This is a genomic window from Pseudovibrio sp. POLY-S9 (genome assembly GCF_001431305.1).
GTDB lineage: Bacteria > Pseudomonadota > Alphaproteobacteria > Rhizobiales > Stappiaceae > Pseudovibrio.
On the sequence record NZ_LCWX01000211.1, the window covers coordinates 1 to 1,997 of the forward strand.

The 1,997-nt window shown below is 48.5% G+C and carries 1 protein-coding gene; it reads right to left on the reverse strand.

The genetic code is table 11. The annotated features are described in order from the left end of the window. Window positions 1–1,872 (reverse strand): hypothetical protein (locus PPL9_RS21025; RefSeq protein ID WP_152986784.1); only part of this gene is annotated, 1,872 nt, incomplete at its 3' end. Between the last annotated feature and the right edge of the window lie 125 nt (window positions 1,873–1,997).

Sequence of the window (1,997 nt, forward strand, 5' to 3'; positions counted from 1 at the left end):
CATGAGCGTAATGGCGCGGGCATCTTCTTGAAGGGACTGAACGACTAGCTTCTCAAGCTGGGCGATTTCACCTGCACTGAAATTGTCCACATTGACTGTGCGTGTCTGGCCACTGTAATCATTCAGCGTAAAGACCGTTTCAGTCTCATCAGAGCCATCTCCCAGACCAGAGCTTTCCCGAAGAATGACTTCGCCATTTGAGCGAGATGAAAGGATCGTTTGTTTTACTGTTACAGAACTGATGTGGTCCGTGGTGACGATCTGTTCCAGGTTGAGGGTGAAAACATCATCTTTCTTGCCATCTTTCCCGATAATCAAATCAAGGGAAGGGTTAATGGCCTGACTAATTGGAATGATGAAGTCATGTCCAGCGGCAAACGTATAGACCTTCGTCTCTTCTGGCGAGACTACATGGCGCTGGACAAAACCGTCAAAGACCAGTGTCTTTACGTAAGTCTCAAAGTCAAGGTCTGCGCCAAGGATGTAACCTTGATCATTGCGTTCAATATCGACAAGATCGGCTATGATGATTTCATAGCGCACCAGTCCGTCAGGAGAGCCCTGTCCATCAATGACTGTGTTGATCATGAGACCTTTGGTATTGGCCTCGCCGTCATCATGAATAACATAGGTGACCTGCGTGTCATGAGCATTGCGGGTTAATAAGCGTGCGCCGGTCCCACTTGTCAGAGCCTCGAGATCAAAGCCAGGAATATCATGAACATCGCCGACATTGACGCCTGTCAGTTGGAGGAGCTTATACTCCACGTGCGTGGTGAGAGGTGCCAGATAATCTGCAACAAACTCTACAGATGGCTCTAGCGCAAGAATGAGCTCACTTTCCGGGTAGAGCTGTTTGGCCAGATCATAAACATCTTTAACGTCCTGGCCTGACTGGATCGCTTCATAGACTTTCTTGGCCCAGACGACCGGCCCCAGAAGCGTTGAAATCGCAAGATCCTTGACCAGATCTTCAGCCAATTGAGGCCCCAGCTCTTCAGCAGTTAGGCCCAGTTCAATACGCGCTTCATCAATGGAAATGTCACGAGCTTCTGCGTGTTGTTTAACGGCGACTGCCGCAAGGCTGACGGTTGTCGTCGTTACAAGAATAGCTCCCGCTGCAGCAACTTTCTTAAGTGTTGCTCCAAGGTGCATATTGATGGCTTTAAACTCAGCATTAAAGCTGTTGGACCAGGCTGTTGAGGACAGATCAATACCAGCTTCATCTAGCTGCTGGTTGAGGGCTATATTGCTGGTGATCGAAGTGGACCCTTTGAGGTCAAGCTGATTGAGTCCATTAAGAATATCGGCTTTAAGATCACTAAACTCTGCGGACTTCAGAAAATTATCATGGCCCTGGCCATTGATGTTTCCTTTGAACTTAACGGCCGTAAGTTCGCGGGCAAGAATGTCCGCTCTGACATCATTTGACCAGCGGATCTCCCCATCAGGATAAAAAATCCGAGATGTTTCCGGAAACTCATCGATGAATGTCTGTCCGTTGATATCAGCATCGCCAATACGGACCTCAGAGATCTTGTTGTAAAGCGGGTGCTCTACAACTGCATCATACTCAAAATTTGCCTCAATGGACTTGAGGTAAGAGCTAACTTGATCCTTTGTATCCCAGCGCGGATCGGCTGAGTTGAGACCCAGACTGTATAGCCCACCGCCACTGTCAACATCGGCAAACTCTGGAGAGAAGCCATCCAGAACATCTTGTTGCAAAAACTGGACTTTGACGAAATCCGTGAAGTTCTTGTAGGAACTGCGAGCCTCTGCTGGAGAAAGCTGTCCGTCTTCAATTTGGTCCTGCAGGACGTTGAAGAATTTGCGGCTTTCAAATAGGTCCGCTTTTGCGTCAAAGAACATAGAGTCAAAAGCAGGCGAGTGCTTACCCGAATGGCATGTGTGGATGGCTCCTGCTTTGCAAGACATTTTTGAGATGATCGGTACCTTTGTCAGAAGCAGTCATGTGTCCGGCCTGTTTGCGCGGT